General features: G+C 65.1%; 19 protein-coding genes. 4 read left to right on the forward strand and 15 right to left on the reverse strand.

What is annotated here, in order from left to right; all coding sequences use genetic code 11:
• Positions 1–6 precede the first annotated feature (6 nt).
• The 4 genes from lpdA to fusA all read right to left on the reverse strand — a co-directional run bounded on the left by lpdA (position 7) and on the right by fusA (position 8806).
• The gene (lpdA, locus tag ACFSJC_RS12265) at positions 7–1713 is read right to left on the reverse strand and encodes a dihydrolipoyl dehydrogenase (RefSeq protein ID WP_386027062.1); all 1707 of its coding nucleotides are present in this window, start codon (positions 1711–1713) and stop codon (positions 7–9) included.
• 222 nt (positions 1714–1935) lie between these two features.
• The gene (aceF, locus tag ACFSJC_RS12270; RefSeq protein ID WP_386027064.1) at positions 1936–3270 is read right to left on the reverse strand and encodes a dihydrolipoyllysine-residue acetyltransferase; all 1335 of its coding nucleotides are present in this window, start codon (positions 3268–3270) and stop codon (positions 1936–1938) included.
• Between the two features lie 34 nt (positions 3271–3304).
• Positions 3305–5959, reverse strand: a complete 2655-nt coding sequence (gene aceE, locus ACFSJC_RS12275) for a pyruvate dehydrogenase (acetyl-transferring), homodimeric type (RefSeq protein ID WP_386027066.1) — start codon at positions 5957–5959, stop codon at positions 3305–3307.
• Positions 5960–6760: 801 nt separating this feature from the next.
• Positions 6761–8806: an elongation factor G gene (gene fusA / locus ACFSJC_RS12280; RefSeq protein ID WP_386027069.1), complete on the reverse strand. Its 2046-nt coding sequence runs from the start codon at positions 8804–8806 to the stop codon at positions 6761–6763.
• A gap of 346 nt (positions 8807–9152) precedes the next feature.
• Here fusA and ACFSJC_RS12285 point away from each other — a divergent pair, with 346 nt between their 5' ends.
• Positions 9153–9647, forward strand: a complete 495-nt coding sequence (locus ACFSJC_RS12285) for a YbhB/YbcL family Raf kinase inhibitor-like protein (protein ID WP_386027072.1) — start codon at positions 9153–9155, stop codon at positions 9645–9647.
• A gap of 12 nt (positions 9648–9659) precedes the next feature.
• Here ACFSJC_RS12285 and ccmI read toward each other — a convergent pair whose 3' ends face one another.
• From ccmI to ACFSJC_RS12340, 11 genes are all read right to left on the reverse strand, one after another.
• Complete coding sequence (gene ccmI / locus ACFSJC_RS12290; protein WP_386027074.1) at positions 9660–10979, reverse strand: c-type cytochrome biogenesis protein CcmI; 1320 nt, start codon at positions 10977–10979, stop codon at positions 9660–9662.
• A 7-nt stretch (positions 10980–10986) separates the two neighbouring features.
• Complete coding sequence (locus ACFSJC_RS12295) at positions 10987–11478, reverse strand: cytochrome c-type biogenesis protein (protein ID WP_386027076.1); 492 nt, start codon at positions 11476–11478, stop codon at positions 10987–10989.
• Positions 11475–12020, reverse strand: coding sequence for a DsbE family thiol:disulfide interchange protein (locus ACFSJC_RS12300; protein WP_386027079.1), 546 nt, complete (start codon positions 12018–12020; stop codon positions 11475–11477). Before ACFSJC_RS12300 ends, ACFSJC_RS12295 begins: the two co-directional genes overlap by 4 nt.
• Positions 12021–12041: 21 nt before the next feature.
• Positions 12042–14036, reverse strand: coding sequence for a heme lyase CcmF/NrfE family subunit (locus tag ACFSJC_RS12305; protein WP_386027080.1), 1995 nt, complete (start codon positions 14034–14036; stop codon positions 12042–12044).
• On the reverse strand, positions 14036–14506 hold the full coding sequence (gene ccmE, locus ACFSJC_RS12310) for a cytochrome c maturation protein CcmE (RefSeq protein ID WP_386027083.1): 471 nt from the start codon (positions 14504–14506) through the stop codon (positions 14036–14038). The genes ACFSJC_RS12305 and ccmE overlap by 1 nt, the downstream gene beginning before the upstream one ends.
• Complete coding sequence (gene ccmD / locus ACFSJC_RS12315) at positions 14503–14673, reverse strand: heme exporter protein CcmD (RefSeq protein ID WP_386027085.1); 171 nt, start codon at positions 14671–14673, stop codon at positions 14503–14505. Before ccmD ends, ccmE begins: the two co-directional genes overlap by 4 nt.
• Complete coding sequence (ccsA, locus tag ACFSJC_RS12320; protein WP_386027087.1) at positions 14670–15428, reverse strand: cytochrome c biogenesis protein CcsA; 759 nt, start codon at positions 15426–15428, stop codon at positions 14670–14672. The genes ccmD and ccsA overlap by 4 nt, the downstream gene beginning before the upstream one ends.
• Positions 15429–15486: 58 nt before the next feature.
• Positions 15487–16158 (reverse strand): heme exporter protein CcmB, encoded by a 672-nt coding sequence (gene ccmB, locus ACFSJC_RS12325; RefSeq protein ID WP_386027089.1) that lies wholly within the window; start codon positions 16156–16158, stop codon positions 15487–15489.
• A 6-nt stretch (positions 16159–16164) separates the two neighbouring features.
• Entirely contained in the window at positions 16165–16782 is a 618-nt protein-coding gene (gene ccmA / locus ACFSJC_RS12330) for a cytochrome c biogenesis heme-transporting ATPase CcmA (protein ID WP_386027092.1), read from the reverse strand.
• Between the two features lie 115 nt (positions 16783–16897).
• The gene (gene rlmKL, locus ACFSJC_RS12335; protein WP_386027094.1) at positions 16898–19060 is read right to left on the reverse strand and encodes a bifunctional 23S rRNA (guanine(2069)-N(7))-methyltransferase RlmK/23S rRNA (guanine(2445)-N(2))-methyltransferase RlmL; all 2163 of its coding nucleotides are present in this window, start codon (positions 19058–19060) and stop codon (positions 16898–16900) included.
• 147 nt (positions 19061–19207) lie between these two features.
• Positions 19208–19624, reverse strand: coding sequence for a YajD family HNH nuclease (locus ACFSJC_RS12340; RefSeq protein WP_386027096.1), 417 nt, complete (start codon positions 19622–19624; stop codon positions 19208–19210).
• A 424-nt stretch (positions 19625–20048) separates the two neighbouring features.
• Between ACFSJC_RS12340 and ACFSJC_RS12345 the strand changes: the two genes are divergently transcribed.
• The 3 genes from ACFSJC_RS12345 to ACFSJC_RS12355 are packed head-to-tail and all read left to right on the forward strand — an operon-like array spanning position 20049 to position 24722.
• Positions 20049–21161: an ATP-binding protein gene (locus tag ACFSJC_RS12345; RefSeq protein ID WP_386027098.1), complete on the forward strand. Its 1113-nt coding sequence runs from the start codon at positions 20049–20051 to the stop codon at positions 21159–21161.
• A complete protein-coding gene (locus tag ACFSJC_RS12350) occupies positions 21152–23527 on the forward strand; it encodes a DUF5682 family protein (protein ID WP_386027101.1) in 2376 nt (791 codons plus the stop codon). The genes ACFSJC_RS12345 and ACFSJC_RS12350 overlap by 10 nt, the downstream gene beginning before the upstream one ends.
• A complete protein-coding gene (locus ACFSJC_RS12355; protein ID WP_386027103.1) occupies positions 23517–24722 on the forward strand; it encodes a VWA domain-containing protein in 1206 nt (401 codons plus the stop codon). The genes ACFSJC_RS12350 and ACFSJC_RS12355 overlap by 11 nt, the downstream gene beginning before the upstream one ends.
• The last annotated feature ends 171 nt before the right edge of the window (positions 24723–24893 follow it).

Raw genomic sequence — 24893 nt, forward strand, 5'->3', positions numbered from 1 at the left:
GTCAGATCAGCGCTTCTTCGGCGGCATCAGGTCTGTGATGGATCCATGGGCCATCTCGGCCGCGAGACCGATGGTCTCGTTGAGGGTCGGATGCGGATGGATGGTGAGCCCGATGTCCTCCATGTCGGCGCCCATTTCGAGCGCGAGCACGGCCTCGCCAATCAGTTCGCCCGCGTTGGGTCCGACGATCCCCGCGCCGAGGATGCGCTTGGTCTCGGGATCGAACAGCAGCTTGGTCATGCCCTCGTCGCGATGGATGCCGAGCGCGCGTCCGCTGGCGGCCCAGGGGAAGACGCCCTTCTCGTAGGCGATGCCCTTCTCCTTGGCCTTGGTCTCGGTGAGCCCCATCCAGGCGACCTCGGGGTCGGTGTAGGCGACCGAGGGGATGGTCATGGGGTCGAAGAGCGCGGGCAGTCCGGCGATGACCTCTGCCGCGACCTTGGCTTCGTGGGTGGCCTTGTGGGCTAGCATGGGGCCACCGACCACGTCGCCGATGGCATAGATGTTCTGAACATTGGTGCGCTGGTGGGCGTCGACCTTGATGAATCCGTGCTGGTCGACCTGCACCCCGGCGGCCTCGGCGTTGATCAGCTTGCCGTTGGGCAGGCGGCCTACCGCGACCAGGACCTTGTCGTAAGTCTCTTCGCCCGGATGCTTGCCCTCGAAGACGACCTTGATGCCCTCGGGGGTGGCGCTCATGCTGGCGACCTTGGTCTCCAGCTTGATGGTGTCGTAGCGCTTCTTGAGCACCTTTTCGGCGCAACGGACCAGATCGATATCGGCGCCCGGCATCAGCTGATCCTTGAGTTCCACGACATCGATTTTGGCGCCGAGTGCGCTGTAGACGCCGGCCATCTCCAGACCGATGATGCCGCCTCCAACGATCAGCATGCGTGCCGGGACATCAGCCAATGCGAGCGCATCGGTCGAATCCATGACGCGCGGATCCTCGTGCGGGAAGCCGGGGATCTTCAGCGGCGAGGAGCCGCAGGCGATGATGCAGTGGTCGAAGCGGATGCCGACACGGCCTTCCTTGGTCTCGACGCCGATGCGGTTCGGCGACTCGAAGCGTCCGGTGCCCTGCACGACCTGCACCTTGCGCTGTTTGGCCATGGACGCAAGCCCGCCTGTGAGCTTGGCGACCACCTTGTCCTTGCCGGCGCGCATCGCGTCGAGATCGACCTCGGGCTCGCCGTAGGTCACGCCCATGACGCCGAGGGTCTTGACCTCTTCCATGATCATGGCGGTGTGCAGCAGCGCCTTGGAGGGGATGCAGCCGACGTTGAGACAGACGCCGCCGAGCCTGTCGTAGCGTTCGATCAGGACGACCTTCTTGCCGAGGTCCGCCGCGCGGAAGGCGGCGGTGTAGCCGCCGGGGCCGCCGCCCAGGACCACGACCTCGGTGATCAGATCGTTGGGGTTGGGCGTCAGGATGGATTCTTTCGGCGCCAGCTCGGTGGCTACGACGCCCTCGGCGACCTCCATCGTCAGGATGACATCGCCTTGCGAGACACGATCGCCGACCTTGACGCCGATCGTTCCGACGGTGCCGGGCGCCGGGGCGGGGATTTCCATGGTGGCCTTATCGCTTTCCAGCGTGATCAGCGATGCCTCCTGGTCCACCTGGTCGCCGGATGAGACCAAGACCTCGATGACCTCCACATCCTTGAAATCGCCGATGTCCGGGACCTTGACCTCGATACTGTTACTCATGGTGGGGTGTTTCTCTCTTGGCCGCCTGGGCCCTGGGTGATGGGACGAGTTGCTGGCGCCAATCCTAAACGATCGCCCATGCCGAGGTGAAATCGCTGCAGCATGGTCGTGTCGCGAGATGCCGGGTCCGGCCGAGTCCGCGAGCCGTTCCCTGGATGGGATCACTCGCGGATTCAGCCGGGATGCCGAGCGGCCGGGCGGACCGGCGTCAGGCGGTTTCGCTCAGAGCAGCAGTTGTCGGATATCGCCGAGCAGGTTGCGCAGCAGGGCGGTGAAGCGTGCCCCATCGGCGCCGTCGACGACGCGGTGGTCGTAGGAGAGCGAGAGCGGCAGCATGAGCCGCGGTACGAATTGCTGGCCGTCCCAGACCGGTTTCATCTCGGAACGCGAGACACCCAGAATCGCGACCTCCGGTGCATTGACGATGGGCGTGAAGGCCGTGCCTCCGAGGCCGCCAAGGCTGGAGATGGTGAAACAGCCGCCCTGCATGTCGCCTGGAAGCAGCTTGCCGGCCCGGGCCTTGGCGCCAAGATCGGCCAGCTCGGCGGCCAGCGCGAGCAGTCCCTTCGTGTCGACGTCGCGGACCACGGGGACCAGCAGCCCGTTGGGCGTGTCGACGGCCACGCCGACATGGGTGTAGCGCTTCATCACCAGTTGCTCGCCATCGGCGCTCAGTGAGGCCTTGAGGATGGGCATGCGTTCCAGCGCGGTGGCGACCGCCTTGAGCAGGAAGGGCAGGAAGGTGAGCTTGATGTCTTGCTGGGTCGCTTCGTTCTGGCGTCCCTTGCGGAAGGACTCCAGCTCGGTGATGTCCGCCTCATCGAACTGGGTGACATGGGGAACCGTCAGCCAGCAGCGGTGCAGATGCTTGCCGCTGATCTTCTTGATGCGCGACAGCGCTTCGGTTTCGATCGGTCCGAAGCGCGAGAAATCGACCTCGGGCGCGCTCGGGAGCTGAAATGCGGCGCCCGAGTCATGATTGGATTCCGGCCCACGGTTCAGGATCTGTTTGACGAAGCCCTGAACGTCGCCCTTGAGGATTCGGCCCTTGGGGCCGGATCCACGGACACGCGCCAGGTCGACGCCCAGTTCGCGTGCGAAACGACGCACGGCGGGGCTTGCGTGTGCCTTGCGTCCTCGGGCGATGGCCGCGATGTCCTCGGGGCGAGGTAGCACGGGAGCCTGGCGTCGCTCGGTCTCGCCATGGGCGCGCGGCGCCGGTTCCGGGGCGGGTTTGGCGGACGTGGTCGGCTGTGGGGTTGCCGTTTCCTCCTGGGCGTCCTGTTCCTGGGGCGACGACTCGGCGGTTTGGTCGGTGCCGGTCGCGAGCCTCAACAGGGGATCGCCGGGGTTCAGTCGATCCCCGAGTTCGACGAGCAACTTCTCGACCACCCCCGCACGAGGCGAGGGAATCTCCATGGTCGCCTTTTCGCTCTCCAGTGTGAGCAGCGATTGTTCGGATGCGATCCGGTCGCCGGGGGCGACGAGGATCTCGATGACCTCGACATTGGAGAAATCTCCGATGTCGGGCAGCAGAATGTCTTCGACGTTTGCCACGCGATGTCCTCCTGGGCCTGTTATGCCGGATGTCTCAAGCCCTGACCGGGTTCGGTTTGTCCGGATCGATGCGGTACTTGGCGATGGCCTCGGAGACCCGCGTCGCCGGGATCTCTCCCTCGTCCGCCAGTGCCTTGAGCGCGGCGAGCGCTACGTAGTAACGGTTGACCTCGAAGAATTTCCTGAGCTGACTGCGCATGTCGCTGCGGCCGAATCCGTCCGTGCCGAGCACGAGATAATGACGGGGGACATAGGGGCGGATCTGATCGGCATAGGTCCGCATGTAATCGGTTGCGGCGACGATGGGGCCGTGTGTTCCGGTGAGCTGCGATTCGACATAGGTGGTGCGTTGCTCCTGTTCGGGATGCAGCATGTTCCAGCGCTCGATCTCGATCCCCTCGCGTCGCAGTTCGTTGAAACTGGTGACGCTCCAGACATCCGAGCCGACGTCGAAGTCCTTCTCCAGCAGTTCGGCGGCGGCCAGAACCTCTCGCAGGATGGTGCCGGCGCCCAGCAATTGAACGCGGTGGCTGCGTTCCTCGCCGCGATGGATCCGGTGCATGCCGCGCAGGATGCCCTCGCGACTGCCCTCGGGCATCGCCGGATGGGCGTAGTTCTCGTTCATCGCGGTGATGTAGTAGAAGACGCTCTCCTTGTCCTGGTACATGCGCCGCATGCCGTCCTGGACGATGACCGTCATCTCATAGGCGTAGGCCGGGTCGTAGGCGACGCAGTTGGGGATGGTCGATGCCAGAATGGTGCTGTGGCCGTCCTGATGCTGGAGTCCCTCGCCAGCCAAGGTGGTGCGGCCGGCGGTGCCGCCGATGAGAAACCCGCGTGCCTGCATGTCGCCCGCCGCCCAGGCGAGATCGCCGATGCGCTGGAAGCCGAACATGGAGTAGTAGATGTAGAAGGGGATCATGCTCTGGCCGTGGTTGGCATAGGCCGTAGCCGCAGCGATCCAGGACGACATGGCGCCGGCCTCGTTGATGCCTTCCTGCAGGATCTGGCCCTTCTTGTCCTCGCGGTAGTACATGACCTGGTCGGCGTCGACCGGTTCGTAGAGCTGTCCCTGCGAGGCGTAGATGCCGAGCTGGCGGAACATGCCCTCCATACCGAAGGTGCGCGCCTCGTCCGGAACGATGGGGACGACGTATTGACCGATCTTCTTGTCCCTCATGATCAGCGTCAGCAGACGCACGAAGGCCATGGTGGTCGACATCTCCTTGTCGCCGCTCCCCTCAAGCAGGGTATGGAAGGTCTCCAGGTCCGGGATGTCGAGCGGCGGCGCGTCGTCGCGCCGTGCGGGCAGATAGCCGCCGAGGCGTTCGCGTGCCTGGTGGAGATATTTCATCTCCTCGCTGTCCGCCGGTGGCTTGTAGAAGGGGGCGGCTCCGATCTGGTCGTCCGAGATCGGGATATTGAAGCGATCGCGGAAGGCCTTGAGCGAGGCCTCGCCCATCTTCTTCTGCGAGTGGGTGATGTTCATGCCCTCGCCGGCGACGCCCATGCCGTAGCCCTTGACCGTCTTGGCCAGGATCACGGTCGGCTTGTCGGTCGTCTCCATGGCGGCCAGGTAGGCGTTGAAGACCTTGATGGGATCGTGTCCGCCACGGTTGAGGCGCCAGATGTCCTCGTCGGTCATGTTGGCGACCATCTCCTTCAGCTCGGGATATTTGCCGAAGAAGTGCTCGCGCGTGTAGGCGCCGCCCTTGGCCTTGTAGGCCTGATAATCGCCGTCGACGCATTCCTCCATGCGTTTGAGCAGCAGGCCCTGCTTGTCGCGGACGAAGAGCGGGTCCCAGTAGCGGCCCCAGACCACCTTGATGACGTTCCAGCCGGCACCTCGGAAAACGGCCTCCAGCTCTTGGATGATCTTGCCGTTGCCGCGCACCGGGCCGTCGAGACGCTGCAGGTTGCAGTTGACCACGAACACCAGGTTGTCGAGGCGCTCGCGTGCGGCGAGCGAGATGGCTCCGAGCGATTCGGGCTCGTCCATCTCGCCGTCGCCGAGAAAGGCCCAGACCTTGCGCCCGGTGGTGTTGACCATCCCTCGATCGCGCAGGTAGTGCATGAAGCGCGCCTGATAGATGGCCATCAGGGGACCGAGTCCCATGGATACGGTGGGGAACTGCCAGAAGTTGGGCATGAGCCAGGGGTGCGGATAGGAGGAGAGTCCGTTCCCGTCCACCTCCTGGCGGAAGTTGTAGAGCTGATCCTCGCCGATGCGGCCTTCGAGGAAGGCGCGGGCATAGATGCCGGGCGCGGAGTGGCCCTGGTAGAACACCAGATCGCCCCCGTGATCCTTGGTGCGGGCATGGAGGAAATGGTTGTAGGCGACGTCGAGCAGGGTCGCCGAGGAGGCGAAGCTCGCAATGTGTCCCCCCAGCTCGGTCGAGAGTCGGTTCGCCTGAATCACCATGGCCATGGCGTTCCAGCGCACGAAGGAGCGAATGCGTCGCTCCATCGCCAGATCGCCGGGAAAGCGTTGTTCGCTTTGCACCGGGATGGTGTTCAGGTAGGCGGTGTTGGCCGTGAAGGGCAGATAGGCCCCGGAGCGGCGCGCCTTGTCGATCAGGCGCTCCAGCAGGAAATGGGCGCGTTCGATGCCTTCGTTTTCCAGTACGGCATCGAGCGAATCGAGCCATTCCTGTGTCTCTTGTGGATCGATGTCGGGCTTGTTGGTCATGTCGCTCCCGGGAATGCGTTCAAGACAGATACGGTTCAGACAAGGCCCGGATTATATATCAGTCATCCGTTATATAAATACTAAGGATTCGTTAATGCAATGCGCCGATTTCGACCGGGTCTTGGTTCGCTTGCGTCTGGCCTTGTTGAGAGAGGTTCTGAGCCATGGTCGGGTGAGGCGGATCCAGTTCACCGCTATTGGGTCGCCGTCGAGCCAATCGGGTCAGAGGTCACGGAGTCGAAGTGTGGTGCGCTTCGAGCTTTGATGCGGCGTTGCCGCACGGCATCATCGATAGAGATTGGTGCGAGCCTGCTCCTGACGGAACGATCGCGAGCCGCCGTGTTCGATGAGGTGGCGGTGGCTTTTGGGGGCGGCGACCTCGCTTACGCCTAGAGGTCAAGGTCAGGATCGACCGGGCCAACTTCAACGGATGTCGGATGAGGCCCAGTAATGATCCCTAAGGAAAACAGAAGAGCGAGAGCGATCGTGCGTAGAGTGTGGCAAGCACTGACCGCGCGTATCGGGGTACGGGAGGCTAGAGTCCCTCGAAGCCCTTGCCAAGAATCGGGAAAGGAAGCAGCCGTAGACGCGCGAGGCCACCACTCGGAAGTGGCACACCGGCCTGAGGCCGATGCTCCTTGATGGCTCGATCGCTTACGCCGCGATTCCGTCGCGATCGTTCGCTAAGGTGATTGCTGGGTTGGGGCTCGTTCCCGCGTACCCCAACCCATGTCGACCATCGGGTCGCTTGATACCTGAAAAATCGTCTAAATCGGCGCTAGACGACAGGTTGGGTGGGTGTCAGTCGTCCGAGCGCTGGTAGGCGTCCGTCATCTGCTTCTGGATGTTGCCGGGCACCGGGTCGTAGTGGCTCAGCTCGATGCTGTAGGTACCCTCGCCACCCGTGAGCGCCTTGAGTCTGGCGTCATAGCCCGAGAGTTCGGCCAGTGGAACCTCGCCCTCAATGAGGATGCGTCCACGGCTCTTGGACTCGCTGCCGTTGATTCGGCCGCGCCGGCTGGACAGGTCGCCGGCCAGATCGCCCATCGCCGTGTCCTTCGCGGTGATGCGGATCTTGACGATGGGCTCTAGGACGACGGGTTGGGCCTTGAGCAGTGCGTCAATGAATGCCTTGCGTCCGGCGGTGGCGAAGGCGATGTCCTTGGAGTCGACTGGGTGGTGTTTACCGTCATAGACGGTGACCTTGACGTCCTGTAGCGGATAGCCCGCGATCGCCCCCTCGTCCATGACCTGGCGAACCCCCTTTTCGATCGAGGGAATGAAGTTGCCCGGGATCGTACCGCCGACGACCGCGTCCACGAAGGCGAATCCAGCGCCGCGTTCGTTGGGCTCGATCCGCAGATAGACCTCGCCGAACTGTCCGGCTCCGCCCGTTTGCTTCTTGTGTCGATGGTGCCCTTCGGCCTGCCCCATGATGGTCTCGCGGTAGGGGATGCTCGGCGGATGGGTCTCCACCTCGACATGGAACTGTTCGGCCAGACGTTTCAGGATGACCTTGAGATGGAGCTCGCCCAGACCTCGGGCGATGGTCTCGTTGGCCGAGGCGTTGTGCTCGACGTGGAAGCAGGGGTCCTCGTCCTGGAGCTTGTGGAGCGCATCGGTCAGCTTCTGCTCGTCACCGCGCTTGGTGGTCTCGATGGCGAGTCCGAAGAGAGGGACCGGGCACTCCATGGTCGAGAGGTGGAAATGGTCCTCTTCGTGCGAGTCGTGCAGCACGGCATCGAAATGGATGTCGTCCACCCGTGCAACCGCCAGGATGTCTCCCGGAACCCCTTCGGGAACCTCGATCAGCTCCGCGCCGTGCAGGCGGAACAGATGGTTGACCTTGAACGGCTTGCGTGAATCGCCGACGAAGAGTTGGCTGTTGGGTGTGATCCGGCCCTGATGAACGCGAAAGATGCCGATCTTGCCGCGATAGGGGTCGTTGATGACCTTGAAGACGTGGGCCACGGCGTGGAGGTTGGGATCCGGGCTGACCTGTATCGGCTCCATCGATGCACCCTCGCCCTTGAGGAAGGGGGGCGGATTGCCCTCGGCCGGATTCGGCATGAGGCGCTCCAGGATTTCGAGCAGCTCCGGTATGCCTGCTCCGGTTTGGGCCGAAACGAAGCAGATGGGGATCAGGTGCGCCTCGCGCAGCGCCGCTTCGAAGGGGTCGTGGAGCTGTTCCGGCTTCAATTCCTGCCCCTGCTCCAGATAGACCTCCATCAGGTCTTCGTCCACCTCCACCACCTGGTCGACGATCTGGCTGTGGGCCTCGGCGACCGAGGAGAAATCCGTCGTCTCTCCGCTGGGCTGGAAGAAGCAGTCGACGACGCTCTGACCGCCGTTCGCGGGCAGGTTGATCGGCAGGCATTCGGCTCCGAATGCCTCGCGGATCTGCTCGATCAGCTGAGGGAGGTCCGTATCTGGCGCGTCGATCTGATTGACGATGATGATGCGGCAGAGCGCGCGGTTGTCTGCGGCCTTCATCATGCGGGCCGTCATGGGCTCGATGCCGGTTTGGGCGTTGATGACCAGTGCCGCCGTTTCCACAGCGGGCAGCATCGAGATGCTGCGGCCGAGAAAGTCGGGCGCTCCGGGGGTGTCGATGATGTTGATGTGTTTCCCGCCGGTCTGGAAGCTCGTGATGGCGGCGTCCAATGAGTGCAGGAGTTCCTTTTCCAGCGGGTCGTGGTCGCAAACGGTCGAGCCTTTGGCGACGCTCCCTGCGGTTGGGATAACGCCTGTGGCGGTCAGCAGGGTCTCCACCAGGGTTGTCTTTCCGGAGCCGGCGTGGCCGACCAAGGCGATGTTGCGGACGTCTTCGGCATTGTAGTCAGACATCTTTGATCCCGTCGTGGCGCTTGAATGGGTCCCAGGGCGTTCGACGACGCCCTTTCGGGTTCGTTCGGACAAGCCGAAACTATACTGTAACCCAGGCGCTCATCAGGAGGAGAGGGGGCGACGGTGAATACGGGACGACCTGCCTCAGATCAAGGATCCTGATCGGCTTCCGCGCGGCGTTCGGTTTTCCCTACGTAGGAAGGATCAATAGTCCCCGATAAAAAAACGGCGACCGAATCGATCGCCGAAGGACGCACAGCTAGGGAAAAACGGATGGCTCTCTTTGGTTTTGAACCATAATTCCGCGTGTTGCCTAAGACGTTAGCACACCCTTGGAGGTTGGAAGATGGCACTGGTTCTCAAATCAGAAGCTTTCGTCGACGGAGATAGGATTCCACGTCGTTTCAGTTGCGAAGGCGAGGATGTCTCGCCTCCATTGACCTGGCAGGATCTACCGGAGGGGACCGAGAGCCTGGTTCTGATCCTGGACGATCCCGACGCCCCCGATCCAGCGGCGCCGCGTATGGTCTGGGACCATTGGGTCCTCTACAACATCCCGCCGACCTGCTCCGGGTTGGTCGAGGGAGCGGCGCGCGGTGGATTACCCGAGGGAACGAGAGAGGGGATCAACAGCTGGGGGCGGACGGGCTATGGCGGACCCTGTCCGCCGATCGGCCGTCATCGTTACTTCCATCGTCTCTATGCCCTGGACACCCGGCTCCCGGATGCCCTGGGACAGCCCACCAAGGACGAACTCCTGCTCGCGATGGAGGAGCACATCCTTGCCCACGCCGAACTGGTGGGGGTCTATGACGCGTGCAAGGTGGATGCGTCGGCCTGAGGCCGACTAACATCAGGGTCGGACGCTGTCGATCACCACGGAGACCTCCGAGGTCTCGCCAACGGCGACCGGCCCGCTCGTTCCCTGTAGGTCTCCAGGTCGAGGTGTGGCATCTCCACTCTTGGATATCCGCGCTCCCACGCTGACCTGGCTCACGCTGGACAGCTTGAGCGCCGGGCTCATCGCCTGGCTGTCGTCCAGCGTGACGCTTGCCGGTAGATCCTTGACCTGGATGCGCTGCACGGCGAGTGGCATGGGTGGTCCCTGGGTCGCCCGGGCGAAGACGAAGACGCTGTCCTCGGGCGCTGCCTGAGCCGCGATCGTCGGATCCAGGCTCACCTCGACCTTCAGACTCGCGGCGGGTAGCACGGACGTTTCCTGCGCCGACGTTTCATCGGTCGCGGTGGACTGAGTTGCTGGCGCTGGGGCGGTCTCAGATGTCGTGGGCTGGGTCTGGCCGGCGGCGCGATTGCGCGCCTCGGTGACCATCTGGCCCAGGTTCTTCGCCTCTTCGCTTCCCGGCTCCAAGGTATCCAGGATCTTCTGCCAGGCATCGGCGGCTTCCTGGAATCGATTGTCCTGGAAGGCGATCATCCCGTTCAGCCAACGCGCGGTCGGATCTTGAGGGTCCTTCTCCAGCGCGGCCCGGATGAGTTCGGCCGGTTTGCCGGCGAGGCTCTTTGTCGGGCTGGCGGCAGCGAGCGCCTCGGCGTAGGCCAGCATCACCGGGATCTCGTCCGGGGCCAGCGAATAGGCCTTTTCGAAGGCACCCAATCCCTTGTCGAACTGGTCGGTGGCGAAGTAGGTCCGGCCGAGCATCAGCCAGCCGTCGAGGTTTTCGGGATCCTGCTTCAGGCGCTCTTCCAGCCGGCCGACCAGCTCTTCCAGCGAGGCGGCGGACTGGGTCTCCGCGCCGCTTTCATGCTCCGCGACCTGGTTCGGCCCGAGTTCGATCTGATCGATGATCCCCGGATCGCCCACCGTTAGATACAGCAGAACCGCCGAGGCGGGTACGGCCGTGGCGAGTATGGCGGCCAGCAGCCAGCGGCTGGCGGCGGATGCGGGACGCTGCGTCGCTTGGGTCTTGGTCTCGTCGACATCGTAGAGGAGTTCGCGCTCCAGATCGTGGCGCGCAGCCAGGTAGCTCTCCTCGTCGATGAGCGTCGCGGTGCGGTCGTCCTCCAATTCCTTGAGTCGTTGCTCGAACACCGCGAGATTCAGCGCATCCTGATCCGGCGCCTCGGTCGGCGTCTCCCGGCGCAGCAACGGGGGCAGAATGAACCACAGGGCCAGGGCGAGGAGGCCGCCGGCCAGAATCCAGAAGATGATCATTGGCTATCTAGTCCTGTTGGTTGCCGGGCTTGGCGAGCAGTTGGCGCAATCGTTCCTGTTCGGTCTCGCTCAGCTCCTGTTCGGGCTCTTCTTTCTTGCGCTGCAAGGTACGCAACAGCAGGAAGGCGCCGAATCCGACGAAGAGGAAGGGGCCGAACCAGAGGACGTAGGTCGAGGGCTTGATCGGCGGATCGTAGAGCACGAAATCGCCGTAGCGCTCGACCAGGAAGTCGATGACCTCCTGGCGGCTTTTGCCTTCCCGCATCATGCGGTAGACCTCGTTGCGCAGATCCTGGGCGACGCTGGCCTGGGAACCGGCGAGCGATTCGTTCTGGCACACCAGGCAGCGGAGCTTGCCGACGAGATCGCGGAACTCGTGGGTCTTGGCCGGATCCTCGAAGGTGAATTCCTCCAGGGTGAAGGCATGCGCGGTCCCGAGAGCGATGGCGCCGGTCAAGAGCCCGGCGGTCGCAAGTGCTTTCAAGGTTGGACGCATCATGATTTCTTGGCCGAATAACGCTCGATGATTGGACGGATCTCGGACTCCCAGACCTGCTGGTCGATAGGCCCGATGCGTTTGTGGCGAATGATGCCCTCGCCATCGACGATGAAGGTCTCGGGCGCGCCGTAGACGCCCCAATCGATGCCGGTCTTGTTGTCCGGGTCGTAGATGATCTCGGAGTAGGGATCGCCGAACCGTTGCAGCATCTGCAACGCCTCCGGGCGGTTGTCCTTCCAGTTGAGACCGATGATCTGGACGTCGTTCTCACGGGCGATGCGCATGAGTTCGGCGTGTTCCTGGCGGCACGAGGGGCACCAGGAGGCCCAGACGTTCACCAGCGAGACCTTGCCGCGCAGCAGATCCTTGGTCAGGGTGCGGTCGGGGTCCTTCAGCGAGGCGAGCGCGAAGTCGGGCGCCGGCTTGTCGACCAGCGGCGAGGGGATTTCGCGCGGGTCCTGGCCCAGTCCGTAGAAGAGCAGGGCGGCCAGCGCGAGGAAGATGCCGAGAGGGATCAGGGCGCGAGAGGCGGATGTGGTCATGATCGATTCGAATCCATTGGTTCAGATGGCTGGCGCCGTGCTCGCCGCTCCCGCTGGAGCGGTGGCGGTGCGGCGGATGGCGCGGTAGCGCGGATCGGAGACGGAGACGATGCCGCCGATGGCCATCAGCAGCGCGCCGAGCCAGATCCAGCGCACGAAGGGCTTGTAATAGATGCGCAGCGCCCAGTCGCCGGAGTCTCCGATCGCCTCGCCGAGCGAGATATAGATGTCGCGCAGCAGACCTGCGTCGATCGCGGCCTCGGTCATCGGCATGCCGCCCGAGAAATAGCTGCGTTTCTCGGGATAGAGCCTGGCGATCTCGCGCTCGCCCTGGAAGACGGTGAAGTCGCCTCGGAAGGCGCTGTAGTTGGGGCCGGGGACCGCCGTGACGCCGTTGAACTGGAAGCGATATCCGGCCTCTTCATGCACGCCGCCCGGCGACATGCGCACGTCGGTCTCGTCGCCATGATTGGAGACCAGCGTAACCCCAATGATGAACACCGCCAGACCCATGTGGGCCAGCCACATGCCGTAATAGCTGCGGCTGTTGCCGGCGATGTCTGCGCGCAGTCCCTTGAGTCCGCCCTTGTGCCGGAGACGGCTGAAGAGGCTGCTCAGGTGCGAGCCGACCAGCCAGGCGGCCATGGCGACGCCGAAGCCGACCCACAGATCCCCGGTCGAGGACAGGACGGGGAACGCGATCAGCACTAAGGCTGCCACGCCGAGCAGGATGGCGAACCAGAGTGCGCCCAGCAGTCGCCGATGCGAGTCGTGCTTCCAGTGGGTGAGCGGTCCGACGCCGGTCGCCAGGATCAGCATGGGCGAGAGCGCGATGAACATCTTGTTGAACCAGGGGAAGCCGACCGAGATCTTGCCCCAGCCGGCGGCCTCGTAGATGAGCGGCGCCAGGGTGCCGAACAGGACCAGAACCGCCAGGGCGGCGAGTAGCAGGTTATTGGCCAGCAGGAAACTCTCGCGCGAGACCAGGTCGAAGCGACCGCCGCCCGAGATGGAGGGCGCACGCCAGGCGTAGAGCGCCAGCGAGCCGCCGATCACGATGCAGAGGAAGAGCAGGATGAAGCTGCCGCGCGCCGGGTCGGTGGCGAAGGCGTGGACCGAGGTGAGCACGCCCGAGCGCACCAGGAAGGTGCCGAGCAGCGAGAGCGAGAAGGCCGAGATGGCCAGCAGCACGGTCCAGGTCTTGAAGGCCGCGCGCTTCTCGGTGACGGCGAGCGAGTGCATGAGCGCGGTGCCGACCAGCCAAGGCATGAAGGAGGCGTTCTCGACCGGATCCCAGAACCACCAGCCGCCCCAGCCGAGTTCGTAATAGGCCCACCAGGAGCCGAGCGCGATGCCGATGGTCAGGAACACCCAGGCGACTGTGGTCCAGGGGCGCGACCAGCGTGCCCAGGTCGAGTCCAGCTTGCCGCCGATCAGTGCGGCGATGGCGAAGGCGAAGGCGACCGAGAAGCCGACGTAGCCCATATAGAGCATGGGCGGATGGATGGCGAGTCCGGGATCCTGGAGCAAGGGGTTCAGATCGCGCCCTTCGAGCGGTGCCGGGAAGATGCGATCGAACGGATTGGAGGTCAGGATCGTGAACAGCAGGAAGCCGATCGCGATCATGCCCTGAACCGAGATGGCCCGCGCGATCATGGGCAGCGGCAGGAAGTGGCTGCGGGCCGCGACGGCAGCGCCCCAGCCGGCCAGCATCAGCACCCACAGCAGCAGCGAGCCTTCGTGCGCGCCCCAGATCGCCGAGATCTTGTAGGCGGTCGGCATCAGCGAGTTGGAGTTGGTCGCTACATAGATGACCGAGAAATCGTCGGTCAGGAAGGCCTGCATCAGACAGAGGAAGGCGATGCCGATGAAGGTGAGCTGACTCCAGGCGAGCGGGCGGGCCATGCCCATCCAGACCCGGTTGCCGGTGAAGCTGCCGATCAGCGGAACGCTCGACTGGACCACGGCGAGCACCAGGGCCAGGAGCAGGGCGAAATGACCGATCTCGGGCACCATCAGTTGGTTGCCTCGCTCGTTTGGACTGCAGACTCGGCGACGCCCTCGGCATGGGCCGTCTTCAGGGTGCTGGCGACCTCGGGCGGCATGTATTCCTCATCGTGCTTGGCCAGAACCTCCTCGGCGTGGAAAACACCGTCGGGTCCGAGCCGGCCCTTGGCGACGACGCCCTTACCCTCGCTGAAGAGGTCGGGAAGGATGCCGGTATAGGCGACCTTGACCGTCTCGGCGTTGTCGGTGACGTCGAATCTGACCGTCAGGCCGTCGCCCTCGCGTCGGACCGAACCCTCGGTCACCAGACCGCCGAGTCGGAAGACATGATCCTGGGGCGCCTCGTTGGCGACCACCTGGGATGGGCTGAAGAAGTAGGAGATGTTGCCCTTGAGCGCGGTCAGCGCCAGGGTCGAGGCCGCCGCCACGCCGAGCACGGCCAGGCCGACGAAGACGAGCCGCTTTTGTCTTGCTTTCATTCTGTTCCTCCGGTGTCACGCATCCGGGTCAATCGACCGAGCCGAGACCAAATGGTTCGCCGCTGCGCGCGCAATTGCAGGACCTCCGCCACCAGAAGGACGGCGACCATGCCATAGGCGCCCCAAACGAAGAAGCCGTATCCGCCTTGTGAGAAGAATTCGCTCATGCCTGCCTCCGCGCCTTCAACAATTCTTGGACCCAGGTGTTTTCGGCCTCGCGTGTCAGGATGATGCTACGCAGCCGCATGAGGGTGGCGGCGAAGCCGTACATCCAGAACGCCAGCGTCATGGTCAGCATCGAGAAGAGGATGTTGCCGTCGATGCGGGTCAGATTGGAGCGTTGATGCAGGGCCGCGCACTGGTTGGGATCCGGGCAGTTGATCGACCAGAAGATGACCGGAACCATGATGAGACCCACGATCGCCAGCAGGGCCGAGGCGCGGTCGGCGCGACGCGTGTCGTCGATCGCCGAGTGCAGCGCGATGTAGCCGATGTAGAGGAAGAAGAGCACCAGCTCGGAGGTCAGGCGCGGATCCCAGTCCCAATAGGTGCCCCAGCTCGGGCGGCCCCAGAAGGCGCCGGTCCAGAGTGCCAGGAAGGTGAAGATGGCACCTGTGGGCGCGACCGCGTTCGCCATCATGAAGGAGAGACGCGTGTTGAAGACCAGACCGATCGCGGCCCACCCCACCAGGACGATGTAGAGCCACATGGACATCCAGGCCGAGGGCACATGGATGAAGATGATGCGGTAGTACTCCTTCTGCGGATTGCTGCCGCCGAGCTGGCTGGCCGTCTCGAAGAAGCCCCAGTAGAGGCCGATGGCGAGCAGCAGGAGCGTGAGGATCCAGAAGACTGGAATCAGACGCCCGGCGATGGGATAGAAGGACGCGGGCGACGCGAATTTGAACCAATTCAGAGTCATTAGCTTGCTAGGACTGTCGTGTGAGTTGGGAGTCGTTTCGGGCTGGTGCGCGCCTGTCTCATTCGAGCGAGATCTTAAGCGCCGCCGAGGAGGCGACGGGCGCAAAGACCAGTGCGACCAGGAGGAAAGCCCCGAGCAGGGCGAAATAGGGCTGGGTGTCGGCGAGATCGATGCGGCTGACCTCGACGGCACCCGAGCCATAGACCAGGATCGGAATATAAAGCGGCAGAATCAGCAGCGACAACAGAATGCCGCCGCCGCGCAGCCCGAGCGTGAGGGCGGCGCCGATGGCGCCGATCAGGCTCAGGATCGGGGTTCCGACCAGGAGCGCCAGCATCATGATGATGATGGCGTTGTCGGTGAGCTGAAACTGCATGCCCACCAGGGGGGCGATCAGCACCAGCGGCAGCCCGGTCAGGATCCAGTGCGCCGCGACCTTGGCCAACACCAGGAGCGAGAGCGGTTGGGCGGTCAAGAGCATCTGTTCGAGCGTGCCGTCTTCATAGTCGGCGGCGAAGAGACGCTCCAACGCGAGCATCGAGGCCAGCAGCGCAGCGACCCAGACCACGCCGGGGCCGATGATCTGGAGCGCCTTGCTCTCGGTTCCGACACCGAGCGGAAAGAGACTGACGACGATCACGAAGAAGAAGAGCGTGGTCAGGACATCGGTGCGTCGCCGCATGGCCAGTGTCAGGTCGCGTGAAAGGATGCACCAGAAGACTCGCAGCACGGCGGTTCAGTTCCCCAGGTTCAGTTGTTCGATCTGCCCGGAGGTGAGTGGAACCTCCTGGTGGGTGGTCAGCACGGCGATTCCGCCGGCCGCGACATGGTCGGCGATCAGCGATTGGAGCAGGGCGACTGCGTCGACGTCCAATGCGGTGAAGGGCTCGTCCAGGATCCAGAGCGGCGCCTTGGTCAGGATGAGCCGGGCGAGCGCGACACGCTTCTTCTGACCCTGGGACAGCATGCGGGTCGGCAGATCCTCGAATCCGGCCAGTCCGATGCGCGCCAACGCGTCCCAGATCGCCCCCTCCGGGAGACGATCTCCGTCGAGCGTCGCCCCGATGGCGAGGTTCTCAAGCCCGGTCAGCTCGCCTTTGATGCCGTTGGTATGGCCGAAGTAGAGCAGGTCGCGCCGATAGTCCTCGCCGAGCGCGCGGATGGATTCGCCGCGCCAGAGGATCTCGCCCTCATCCGGCATGAAGAGGCCGCAGAGCGTGCGCAACAGGGTGGTCTTGCCGCTGCCATTGCGTCCGCGTACATGCATCAGGGTGCCCGCGTTGAGCGCGAACCCTAAATCGGTGAAGAGCCGCCGGTCACCGCGTCGGCATTCCAGCTTGGTTACCTCGAGCATCTCGACTCTGACTTGGGTGGGGCGAGTGACCCGGCCTCGCGGACCGGGGACCAAAGGGCGGCAAAATATACGCTTAGGTCGATTTCCACAACCTGGCCGCTATGCGTCGCCCCGTTCAGGAGGCCGAATGCCGGATTCGCCAGCAGTTGTGAATGCGTGGGTTGCGGGCGAAATCCCTGGGCAGCGTGTCGGCGCTGATGTCGACGACCTCCAGCGGTGCCAAGGCGTCGAGATCGATACGGAACCGTCTGAGATTGTTCGAGAAGATGAGATCTCCACCCGGCTCCAGGACCCGCATCGCCGACTTGATGAGTCCCACATGGTCGCGCTGGATGTCGAGCGTGCCGTACATGCGCTTGGAGGTGGAGAAGCTCGGTGGGTCGAGGAAGATGAGATCGAATTGACGCCGCGTGGCCATGGATTCCAGCCAGCGGATGCAGTCCGCTTGGATCAGTTCGTGGGCGTCGCTCTCGATGCGGTTGAGCCCGAGATTGCTCGCTGCCCATTCGAGATAGGTGCGTGACATATCGACCGTGGTCGTCGACACGGCGCCGCCCATGGCGGCATAGACGCTGGCCGTTCCCGTGTAGGCGAAGAGGTTCAGAAAGCGTTTGCCCGGTGCCAGGGCGCCGATGAGCCGGCGCACGTCACGGTGGTCGAGGAAGAGCCCCGTGTCCAGATAGTCCTCGAAGTTGACCAGGAAGCGGTGACCGCTTTCGGAAACTTCGTGAAAATGGCGCGTCTCGGCCAGTTTCTCGTACTGATTCAGCCCCTTCTGAGGACGCCGAATCTTGAAATAGACCTGCTCGCCCGGGACCTCCAGCACCTCTGGGATGAGCCCGAGCGCTTCGCGCAGACGCTGACGGGCGCGCTTGGGATCCACGCTCGCTGGCGCGGCGTATTCCTGGACGTGCACCCAGCGCTTTTCGCCCTCGTAGATGTCGATCGCCAGGGCATATTCCGGCAGATCCGCGTCATAGATGCGCAGACAGGAGACCTGCTCGTCGCGTTGCCATTTGCGCAGCGACTTGAGGTTCTTGACGATTCGGTTCGCCAGCATGGTCGCGCTGGGGCTGCGTTCCTCGGGCGGTAGCGGACGCGGCTGATTCGAGACGAAATAGCGCGGCTCGACGCGAAAATGCAGCAGCTTGCATTCGATCGGGCCGTTGTAGAGGGTATGCATGCGCTGTGCGCGCAATCCCATGCACTTGCCGAGTTCGGGGGCACCGGTGAAGACGCCGGCGCGCCAACCGACGAAGCGTTCCTTGAGAACGGATCCGAGCCTCGCATAGAGGTCCGGCAACTCGTCCTCGTTGCCGAGACGCTCGCCATAGGGCGGGTTGACGATCACCAAACCCTCGTCCTCGGGGTGACCGGGGCGGCAATCGTTCAGCTCGCGGCGTTCGAAGTGCGCGTAACCGGTGAGACCCGCCCGCTCCAGATGATGCAGCGAGATGCGAATCGCGTCCGAATTGACATCGTAGCCGCGCAGGCCGCCGAGTCGGCGCAGACCGGCATCGCGGCGGATCCGGGCCTCGCCGAGCAGGCGCTGCCAGGTCGGCTCGTCATGCTGCAGCCAGCCATGGAAGCCGAAGCGCGGGCGCATGAGTCCGGGGGCGATGTCGGCGGCGATCAGCGCGCCCTCGATCACCAGCGTCCCGGAGCCGCACATGGGATCGAGCAGTGCACCGCCCTCGGCCGCGATGTCGGCCCAACCGGCGCGCAACAGCACGGCGGCTGCCAGGTTCTCTTTCAGCGGAGCCGCCGAGCCCGCGTCCCGATAGCCGCGCAGGTGCAGCGACTGTCCCGAGAGATCGATGCTGATGCCGATCGTGCCCTGATGGGCATAGACATGAACGCGCAGATCGGGGTCGTTCGGGTCGACGCTCGGGCGATGGCCGAACCGTTCCGAAAAGCGGTCGGCGATGGCGTCCTTGACGCGCAGCACGCCGAAATGGCTGTGGCTGATTCCGGGCAGTAAGCCGTCGAACTGGATGGCGAAGGTGTGGTCCGGCGTCAGATGCTCCTCCCAGGCAACCTCGCGGGCGATCTCGTAGAGATCATCCGGTCCGTTGGCGGACGCGTGTGCGATGGGGAGCAGGAGTCGGTTGGCGATCCGCGACCAGAGGCAGGCGCGGTATCCGTCCTCCAGGGTGCCGGAGAAGCGCGCGCCGCCGCGCGTTTCGGTTGCGTCCCGCATGCCGAGCTTGATCAGCTCCTCGGCGAGAAGGCTCCCCATGTTTTTCGGGGCGGAGGCGAAGAAGATCAGCGGGGACATTGCGGGGCGAGAACTCCGGTAGCGACTCACTGGGGAGGCCGGGCAGGGCTCCTTCGTGGCGTGGTGTGTGCTGGAAATGGGTCGATCGCGTGCGGATGGCCCGCAGGTCTATGACGACGCGGGCGAGTCCGCAGTGCGGCGAATGCCCTATGTGTCCTTTTTCAAAAGATCGGCCAAACCCTCGAACGGGTTGAAGGTCGTCTGGTTAGCGCTGTCCTTGTGCGTCTTGCCGCGTCCCGCACCGAGCGAGGCCAGGTGCTCCTCGTACTTCTGATGTTCGTTGTCGTGGCAATAGATGCACAGCAACTCCCAGTTGCTGCCGTCCGACGGATTGTTGTCGTGGTTCATGTCCTTGTGGTGGACGGTCAGCTCGCGCAGGTTCTCGCGGGTGAATGTCCGGGCGCAGCGTCCGCAGACCCAGGGATAGAGCTTGAGCGCCTGGTCGCGATAACCCGCCGCGCGCTCGTCGCTGGCCTGACGTGCCTGAGCGACCACGCGGTCGAGCTTGTCGACATCGATCGGTTTGCCGGTCTTGGAATGACGTGGGCCGTTGCTGGTGGCCATCTGTGGGTCCTCATCAAGAAGGTGCGGTTGGCCGATCAGGACGGCTTCGCTGGTTGCCATGGTGGCCGCACTGAGAGACCGGAGACCCGCAAGGCTGGGTGAAATCGTGCCGGGAGCCTGATGCGCGAACGGGCTGCGGGGGCTTGTATGCCCAGCGTGCGAAGCCGAGCCGACGCGCGTCTCAAAGGCGGAATGTTAGCAAACCGTTGCGGCCTTTGTCCCACTGTAATCACCGCCGCTCGGCGCGTTCGTCGCGCAAGCGTGCCCGCGTTCGCAAACCCTGACGCGCATCTCGCCTATCATCGCGGTTTATGCTTGGTCGGGACGGGGCGAGCGGGGCGTCGCGCGTCTCCGGCTCAATCGCGTTTTCGGCATCCGTGCCTCGGCCTGGCAACCGACAACTCAGTTCAGGATCCCGCGAACGATGACGGCCGATTCCCGACCCAGCTCCTCCGCCCAGCGTCTTCCCGCCGAGCAGCTCCATGCCCATGAACTCGCGGCACTGCGCGCCTGGGACTGTCACCCGCGTCCGGCCGGCTGGCAACTGAGCCCGCGCGCGGTTCGCGCCTTCATCCTCGGCAGTGACGGCGAGACGCTCGGCGGCCAGATCATCGAGCGCAAGATCTACGGCAACGACGTGCTGGTGGAACGGGCCATCGTCACGCTGGCGGGGCAGCGTGGGCTGCTGTTGGCGGGCGAGCCGGGAACCGCCAAGTCGCTGCTCTCCGAGCTGCTGGCAGCGGCCATCTCCGGCCACAGCACGCTGACGGTCCAGGGCAGCGCCGGCACGGTCGAGGAGGGCATCCGCTACAGCTGGAACTATGCCTTGCTGCTGCGTGACGGTCCGACCCCGGCGGCGCTGGTGCCCGGCCCGCTGCATCGGGCGATGGAGCAGGGCGCGCTGATGCGCTTCGAGGAGATCACCCGTTGCCCGGTCGAGATCCAGGACCTGCTGATCCCGGTGCTGTCCGATCGCGTGCTGCATGTACCCGAGCTGAAGGGCGAAGGGGCGATGCTGCTGTCCCGGCCGGGCTTCAACATCATTGCGACCGCGAACCTGAAGGATCGCGGCGTCAACGAGATGTCGTCGGCCCTCAAGCGCCGGCTCAACTTCGAGACCATGCAACCGCTCTCCGACGCTCGGCTGGAGGGCGAGCTGGTGAGCCGCGAGGCGGGGCGTCTGCTGGCGGCGGAGGGTATCGAGACCGCCCCGGCGCCGGATCTGACCGGACTGCTGATCACCCTCTTTCAGGAGCTGCGCCAGGCCCAGGCACTGGGCGTTGCGCTCGAGCCGCTGAGCAATGTCCTCTCGACCGCCGAGGCCATCAACGTCCTCTACAGCGCGATGGCCGAGTCCTGGTATCTCGGCGGCGGCCCGCCTGGTCCAGCCCAGTTGCTGCGCCATCTCGGCGGCACGGTCATCAAGGACGAAGAGGACGACCGCCGCCGGCTACGCGACTATCTGCGTCTGGTCCGCAGCCATCGTTCGGACGACCCGGCCTGGCGGGCGCTGCTGGAGGGGGAGGCGTGGCTCTGAGCGCGGCCGAGGCGGACGAGTCGCGTCTGGATCGCATCCCCTTCGGCTCCGACCTCTGGCTGGTCCCGATCCGTCACCATAGCCCGGCCTGTGCGCTGCATCTACAGGCCCTGATCCGTCGTGTTCGGCCAAGCCGAATCCTGATCGAAGGCCCAGCCGACGCTACCGCCCTGATCCCGCACCTGGGTGCGAAGGACGCTCGCCCGCCGCTGGCCATCTATTGCTTCCATACACTGCCGGCCCGATCGGCTGGCGGCGAGCCGGTGCGGCACCGCAGCTTCTTTCCGATGGCCGGCTTCTCCCCGGAATGGATCGCGATCCGCGAGGGGCTGCGGGTCGGTGCCGAGGTGCGCTTCATCGACCTTCCCTACGCGGCGCGCGTCGGTCTGTCCGGTCAAGACACGCCAGAGTCAGACGCCGTGCCCGAGGGTGTCGAGCGCACGCTCGCCGAGGACCGGCTGCTCCAGCAGTCCTGGGCGACCAGCCGTCTGGTCGAGCGCGCCGGCTGCAGAGACTTCAACGAATGGTGGGACCGCTATTTCGAGTCCCGCACCCCGGCCGGCGACCCCGAGACCTTCTTTCGCACCCTGTTGCACTGGTGTCTGCTGCTGCGCCCGGAATTCGACACGGGCGACGTGGAAACGGCGGCACGCGAGCGCGCGATGGCGAGTGCCGTGCGCGACGCCCGTGCCGAGGAGGGGCGCTGTCTGGCGATCACCGGCGGTTATCACTGCGAGGCCATTGCGCGGTTGCTGGAGATGCCCGCCGATCCGCCGCCCGTCGATCCACGCAAGCCGGGCGAGCAGGGCACCTATCTGATTCCCTACTCCCTGTCCCGTCTGGATGCCGCCAATGGCTATGCGGCCGGCATCGCCGACAGCGGCTACTACCAGGCGCTGTGGCGACAACGCGGCCAGCCGGACCCACGGGCCGAGGCGATTCGCGTCTCTGCCGCCCGTGTCGCTCGCCAGATGCGCGAGCGCGGCGAGCCGGTGACCCTGCCCGATGTGCTGGAGGCCACGCTGATCGCGCACCGACTGGGCGCCTTGCGCGCCTGTCCGCCGGGTCGCCCGGAGCTGTTCGATGCCATGGAAACGGCCTTCGCCAAGACCTTGCAGCCCGATCCCGTCGCCTGGCGCCGTCTGCTGCGCGAACTGGCGGCCGAGGCGTGCGTCGGGCGCGTCCCCGAGGGCTATCCGTTGGCGCCCCTGGTCGAGGACTTCCGCGCCCGCTGCAAGCACTTTCGGCTCGCCTACGCGGCTGGCGCCGAACGGGTGCGCGTGCTCGATCTCTATCGCTCCGAGCGGCATCGCGAGGTGTCGCGCTTTCTATGGCAGCTCGGCTTTCTCGGGATCCCCTATGCCGAGCGGGAGGCAGGCCCCGACTTCGTCGCCGGCACCGGACTCGATCGGGTGCGCGAGACCTGGCGTCTGCGTTGGAGACCGGAGACCGACTCGGCCTTGACCGAATGCAGCCTCTACGGCGCCCAGATCGGCGAGGCGGCCTCGGGCCGGCTGAGCGAGCGGCTCGACCAGGGCGGCGATGCCGCATCGCTGCTGATCTCGGCGCTACAGATGGGGCTGCGCGAGCGTATCGGCCGACTGCTCGAACGCCTGTCCGCCTGGCTCGGTCAGGAGGGCGACTTCGTGGTTCTGGTCGCCGGATTGGCTCGGATCGAGCTGGCGCGCAACGCCCGGCATCTGCTGGAGCCCCAGGACGCGACGGACCTGGATGCGCTGCTCGGCAGCGGCTTCCGTTACGCCTGCCGGCGCCTGTCTTGGATCGGCGACCTGGAGCCGGAGCGCGATGCCGATTGCGCCGAAGCACTGGGGCTGCTGAACGGTCTAGCGCGACCGGACGCACCCTGGTGCGACCTGGAGCTGTTCAGGGACAGCCTGATCGGGGTTGCAGACAGTGCCCCTGCGCCGATCCTGGCCGGACGGTCGGCGGGCATCCTGACCGCACGCGGACTCTGGCCGAGCACGAAGGGGCGCGCGTCACTGGAGCGGGCGATGCGCCAGGGCGAGTTGACCCCGATCCGACTCGGCGGCTTTCTTCAGGGTTTTCTGCCTCCAACTCGCGCCCTGTTGGTCCAGGAACCGGAGCTGATCGCGGCCATGAGCCGGGTGCTGCTGCGCTGGGACGAGGACCAACTGCTCGCGGTGCTGCCGCATCTGCGGCTCGCCTTCACCGCGCTCAAGCCCCGCGAGGCGGCGGATCTGGGTGCGCTGATCGCGCGTCTGCTGTCCGGCGAGCCGTCGGCGACCCGCGCGGTCTGGAGCGATCGGGACCGTGCCGCCGCGCGCCAGCTCCACGACCGGGCCTTTGCGGCCTTGAAGATCTGGGGATTCACCGATGCTGACTGATCTGTCCAGCGAGGAGGGCGCCGAGCTGCGGCGCCGTTGGCGGCTGATCCTGGGGCCTGCCGCCGAAGACGGACTCGCCCCCTGCGCTGCGACCAGCGGCGAGTCCGGCGACCAACAAGGCCAGCGTCATCCCGTCCTCGGCGATCGCGATCGTCAACGCGACGATTTGCTGGAGCACCTCTACGGCCGCGAGCACGTCAGGCGCGTCTACGAGACTGGCGGCACTCGGCGCGCCGGGCGGGATTCCTCGGGGCTCAGTGTCCCCCAGTGGCTGGCCGGGGTCCGCGCACTCTTTCCGCGCTCGACGGCGGAGACCGTCCAGCGTCAGGCCCTGGAGCGCTACGGCATGCGGGAGCTGCTGGTCGATCCCGAGGTGTTGCGCCAGGCGCCCGCCGATCTGGAGACGGTGCGACTGCTCATCCAATATCGCTCACTGCTGTCCGACACGGCCATGGGCGAGGCGCGCCGGCTGATCCGCAAGGTCGTCGCCGAGCTGGAAGAGCGCCTGACGCGGCGCGTGCGCAACAGCATCCTGGGTCCACGACTGCGCCAGGAGCACGGCGGCGCGCGCATGCTGGCCAATCTCGACTGGGCCACCACGCTGCGGCGCAACCTCAAGCACTATCAGCCGGAGCTGGGCGTCGTGATCCCGGAGCGGCTGTGGTTCTGGCGACGCCAGCGGCGCAGGCCGCCCTGGGACCTGATCCTGCTCGTCGACCAGAGCGGCTCCATGCTCAGCTCCGTGATCCATAGCGCCGTGGTCGCCGCCGTCTTCCATGGGTTGCGCGTCCTGCGCACCCGTCTCGTCCTGTTCGATACCCGAGTCGTCGACGTCAGCGAGCGTGTCGGCGATCCGGTCGAACTCCTGCTCGGCGTCCAGCTCGGAGGCGGCACCGACATCGCGGCGGCCATGGACTACGCTCGCGGTAAGGTCGAGACACCGCGCCGGACCCTGATCGTGCTGGTCTCCGACCTCTACGAAGGCGGCAACCCCGCGAGGCTCGTCCGGCTGACGGCGCGGCTGTATCAGAGTGGTGTCGCCCTGCTCGGACTGGCGGCCCTCGACGAGCGTGGCAACCCCGACTACGACCGTCCATTCGCCGCCCAGCTCGCCGCCGCCGGCATGGAGATCGGCGCCATGACACCGGATCGCCTAGCCGATTGGGTCGGAGAGACGATGGCACGCCGGAGCTAGCCTGAAACCGCTTGACCCAGCGTAGGGCGCAATAGGCCGTGACTGACGCCAGAGCAGGCAACTGCAAGGCATCGTAAGACCCGCAGCATCACCCACACGCCGAGGACTGGCGGCCGTATTGCGCCGCATGCGAGGTTGGCACGGTGTTTGGGGCTGTGCACGGCGCGGCCT

The organism is Thiorhodococcus fuscus (assembly GCF_042682685.1).
Lineage (GTDB): Bacteria > Pseudomonadota > Gammaproteobacteria > Chromatiales > Chromatiaceae > Imhoffiella > Imhoffiella fuscus.